Origin of the sequence: Microcoleus sp. A003_D6, from assembly GCF_036702825.1 — a bacterium.
GTDB lineage: Bacteria > Cyanobacteriota > Cyanobacteriia > Cyanobacteriales > Microcoleaceae > Microcoleus.
In genome coordinates this window covers 1-4,226 of the sequence record NZ_JAUBWA010000239.1, presented here as the reverse complement: position 1 = coordinate 4,226, position 4,226 = coordinate 1, and the positions used below count along the sequence as shown (strand labels likewise).

Below are 4,226 nucleotides of genomic sequence, written 5' to 3'. Positions count from 1 at the left end.
TTTATTCGGGGTACTTCGCTTACGCTCAGATTTATCCCCTCTAAATACACAGAGGGACTTCCCGGCTGGTAGTTAAAGTCAAAATGTGCGATCGGTAAATCATCCTTCAGGGAGAACTGGCAGGGAGAAAATTGACAGACGACTTCCTTCTGCTGACAGATACGTGCAGCAGATCCTACTCTCGATAATTTAAATAGAAATGAACGAAGGTGAAGCGAATTTCCCGCATTCTGGGGGGTGTCAAACTCGAACCTGCTTTCAGCTTGGTGTTCGAGATCCGAGGTAAGTTAAAAGTCGAAATTTTACACTGGGAGGATAAAGAGGTAGGGCTTCCTTTGAAAGCAGAAGCAGGTCGTCCCGAAGACCGAATGTTAGAGGGCGATCGAAAAAAAGCAAAATTATTGCCTTAAAAATTTTTCTTTCCTTCTGCTTTGGGTCTTCTTGCCTTTTGCTTCTGCTTTCTTGCTTGTCAAAGCTGGGGATCGAGTTTAACCGCAAATTTCCCGTTTGTCTGAGGTTAAGACTTGTTCCTATGTTTGCGCGCTACTGATTCCCCGTTTTCGCTGTTGAGGGTATTCTTTTGCGAACCTCGCATTAGTGAGCCGTATCGGTTAGCCCAAACTTGGGTAAACTCGGCACCTAAGAAGAGAATTTGAGCGGAATAATTAATCCAAAGCAGGATAATCACGAACGAGCCCGCAGCACCGTAGGTAGAGGCAATACCGCTACCTCCGAGGTAAACTCCAATTAGGGATTTGCCGATCGTAAACAGCACTGAGGTGATGGCGGCGCCGATCCAAACATCATTCCAGGCAAGATTGACATCGGGCAAAAGTTTGTAAATTAACGCAAAAAGCAGCGTAACTACGCCAAAGGACAGGGCAAAGTCCACAATCTGCCAAATGCCGACTGGTAATTGCAGCAAGCCGTTCAACCAATAGCTGACGGCGGCTAAAACGGCGCTAATTACTAAAGATACTAGCAGTAAAAAGCCGATGCCTAAAATCATTGCAAAAGACAATACGCGGTCTTGCAGGAATCCCCAGATGCCGCGTCCCGGAGGCGGTGAAACATTCCAAATAGTATTGAGGGCTTCTTTGAGATTAGTAAATACGTTGGAAGCGCCCCACAAAAGTGTAGCAACGCCGAGTAGGGTAGCAATCATTCCCGACTTGGGTTCGGAGGCTTTGAGGATGAGTTCTTGGACGGTTTGGGCGCCATCTTTGCCGATCAAACTTTGGAGTTGGGCGACAATTTGACCTTGGGCTGCGTCTGCGCCAAAAACTAAACCGGCGATCGCAATTACGATAATTAGCAGCGGGGCGAGGGAAAAAACCGTGTAATAGGCTAGGGCGGCGGCTAGGGTTGGCGCTTTATCTTCTTGCCATTCAGTAAAAGTTTGTTTGAGCAGCGATATCACTGTTTTTAATTTCACGGCATTTGCTTTCCTTATACTTATCGTTCACCAAGGGATTTTAATAGGTTAGGAGTTTTTGAGCGTCGGCCACAAGATAGATTTATCGATTAGCAAATTCGGAAAATTACTTTTATGTCAGATTCCAACACAACTGTTAACAGCACCGATGTACAGCCCAAAAAATTGCTTTTTTGGGCGAAATTGAGCGCTATAGTAGCGGCGGTCAATTTCTTGCTGGTGCTTTTCCATTTCAGTTACCTTCAGTTGCGCCCTGTTTATCAGAGCTATTTTCCGGGTTTAGTTAAAATGTATGACCCGATTAAAGGCATTGATCCGAGTTTGCCAAATCCCGAATATTTGAAAAGCACTGACGGTTTTTGGCGAATTGATGCGTTTTTTATCGGCTTTTTTTGGGCGGAGTTTTTGATTAAAAGTCTGTTCCACAACCGTCGCAAACCGGGGGTAACTTGGTTGGATTTTGTGCTGAGGCGCTGGTACGAGGTGTTTCTGCTGGTGCCGATTTGGCAGGGGTGGCGGATTCTGCCGGTATTGGTGCGGGTGCACAAGTCGGGTTTGGTGAATCTCGATCGCGTAGTTGCTCAAATTACCTACGAACCGGTGGCTTATTTAGCCGATACGATGTCGGAATACATGATGGTGCGGTTTATCAATCAAGCTCAAAGTTCGATCGAACAGGGCGACGCGGCGCAGATGTTGCTGGCGCAGCAGCCGTACCTTCACGTCAATCAGGAAAATACGATCGAACAAATTACCAACCGCATTTTGGATCTGACAATTTACAAAGTTTTGCCGCAGGTGCAACCGGGTTTGGAAGAATTGCTGCACCACAATTTGCAAACAACAATCAAACAGTCGGATTTTTATCAAATCCTGCAAAATTTCTCTCCGATTAACATTTTGCCTAGGGAAATGACAGAACAGCTAGCGAATTATCTGGCTCAAACTGCTGTTGATGTGGTAGCAACTACTTACGAAGATGATAAAGGTCGAAAAATTATCGATAATTTCAGTCAAGAATTTAATCAAAGTTTGCGGCGGGAATTGCAAGATGAGAAAACTCTCGGGGAATTGCAGTCGCTGCTGTCGGATTTGTTGGAAGAAGTGAAGTTGAATTACGTTCAAGGCGGGTTGAAGTCAGATCCGGAGGAGACTTTTACGGAAATTAACTCGCTGCGGGAAGTAAGGGAGAGTTGATACAGCAATGAGTTCCGGTTTAGTGAATTAGATGTTTTTTTTTTACTCACATCTTGCTTGGATCGTTGTCAAGAACAGGCTTTCCTGCCTGTTCCACAATAAAATTCATCTCTTGTGGAACAGGCATCTTGCCTGTTCCTAAACAAGTAATTAAAAATGGTGCAATATCTCAGTTAAAACGAACCGCGAAGACGCCAAGGGCGCGAAGGAAGAGAAGAGAAAAGACCTCTTGCAAAAATCCTTTCATCAATTGATGGAACGGGCAAGATGCCCGTTCCACAAGAGTTATTTTTTCTTGTGGAACGGGCATCTTGCCCGTTCTAATTATTTTTGCAAGAGGTCTAAAGAGTTTACAAGTTCTACGGGTTAGGTGCACCTACCAATAAGGGTAGTGGGGATATCCGAAATGTCCGGGGATAAAGCTATCTGAATCGCCAGCTAAAATAAAAGAATTAACCTAAAAAATCTATCAGATTAGATATCTATCTTGAACAACCTTACTGGCATGGAAATAGAAGTCGCTCAAACAATCCTGAGATTAGGAATGTTGCTGGGCTTAACACTTTTAATCGCCTTTTTTGTGGCATCAGAACTAGCATTAGTATCAGCAGATCGCCATCAAATTCGCCAACTCGCCCACTTGTCCGATCGCCCAACCGCCAAAACCGCCGAACTCGTCCACCAAGCGCAGAACAACATACCGCATTACCTGTCGGTGACTCAAACAGGCACAACAGCAGGGAGTTTGCTGTTGGGTTGGTTGGGTGAGGGAGCGACTGTACACTGGATCGAGCCGTGGATCGACAAATTGCCGATCGGACATTTTCCAGCCATGCTGACTGCACATTCGATCGCAGTTCCCGCAGCTTTCATCTTAGTAACTTACATAGAAATAGTATTAGGAGAACTAATCCCCAAAGTATTAGCAAACCACGCCCCAGAACGCACCGCTTTGCTGCTAATGCCCGCCCTCGAAATCTGCTCAAAAATACTGTGGCCGCTGCTGGCAGTTCTCAACGGTACCGTGCGGCTGCTGACAGGTTGGATTACCAGTCAAAAGTCTCAACCGCTGCTGCCGCCTTCGGAAGCAACTCTCGTTCAAAAAGATGCTCATTCGGCACTGATTTCTGGTCTATGGGAAGTGACAGCAGTTAACGAAAAATTAGGGTTAAACCTGCCGACTAACCAAGCTTACCAAACAATTGCCGGATTCATGATTCACAGTTTAGGTAAAATACCAAATCAAGGCGATCGGCTGTTGTGGGGCGAGTTGGAAATAGAAGCAGAAAATGTAGTAGAAGGCAGTTTAGAAACAGTGCTGCTGCGCCAAGTAACTCGCCCCTTATTTGAGACTCAGCAGCCAGAATTCGCAGTGACTCGATCGCAAATTGGGGTTCAAATTGGATTGTAGGTTCAACCGCGATCGTGCCATTGCAATGGGCCGGTACAAACCTTTCCTGCGGATAAACGACCGCTGCGGTGCAAACAGCGATCGTGTAAGTATGTATTAGACCTCCTGCAAAAATAACTAGGACGGGCAAGATGCCCATCCCACAAATTTTTTTTTCTTGTGGAATGGGCCGGAGAGCCCGTT

Annotated in this window: 5 protein-coding genes; 3 read left to right on the top strand and 2 right to left on the bottom strand. The window is 45.8% G+C overall.

Going from position 1 to position 4,226, the window contains the following annotated elements:
• Positions 1–209: 209 nt before the first annotated feature.
• Entirely contained in the window at positions 210–410 is a 201-nt protein-coding gene (locus QUB70_RS31825; RefSeq protein ID WP_332985782.1) for a hypothetical protein, read from the top strand.
• Between the two features lie 107 nt (positions 411–517).
• On the opposite strand, the gene QUB70_RS31820 is transcribed toward QUB70_RS31825, so the two are convergent.
• The gene (locus QUB70_RS31820; RefSeq protein WP_332985780.1) at positions 518–1,435 is read right to left on the bottom strand and encodes a YihY/virulence factor BrkB family protein; all 918 of its coding nucleotides are present in this window, start codon (positions 1,433–1,435) and stop codon (positions 518–520) included.
• 114 nt (positions 1,436–1,549) lie between these two features.
• Here QUB70_RS31820 and QUB70_RS31815 point away from each other — a divergent pair, with 114 nt between their 5' ends.
• Both QUB70_RS31815 and QUB70_RS31810 read left to right on the top strand, forming a co-directional pair.
• The gene (locus QUB70_RS31815) at positions 1,550–2,632 is read left to right on the top strand and encodes a hypothetical protein (protein ID WP_332985779.1); all 1,083 of its coding nucleotides are present in this window, start codon (positions 1,550–1,552) and stop codon (positions 2,630–2,632) included.
• Between the two features lie 487 nt (positions 2,633–3,119).
• Positions 3,120–4,043, top strand: a complete 924-nt coding sequence (locus QUB70_RS31810) for a CNNM domain-containing protein (protein WP_332985778.1) — start codon at positions 3,120–3,122, stop codon at positions 4,041–4,043.
• Between the two features lie 2 nt (positions 4,044–4,045).
• Here QUB70_RS31810 and QUB70_RS31805 read toward each other — a convergent pair.
• On the bottom strand, positions 4,046–4,226 hold a 181-nt coding region (locus QUB70_RS31805), incomplete at its 5' end, for a hypothetical protein (protein WP_332985777.1).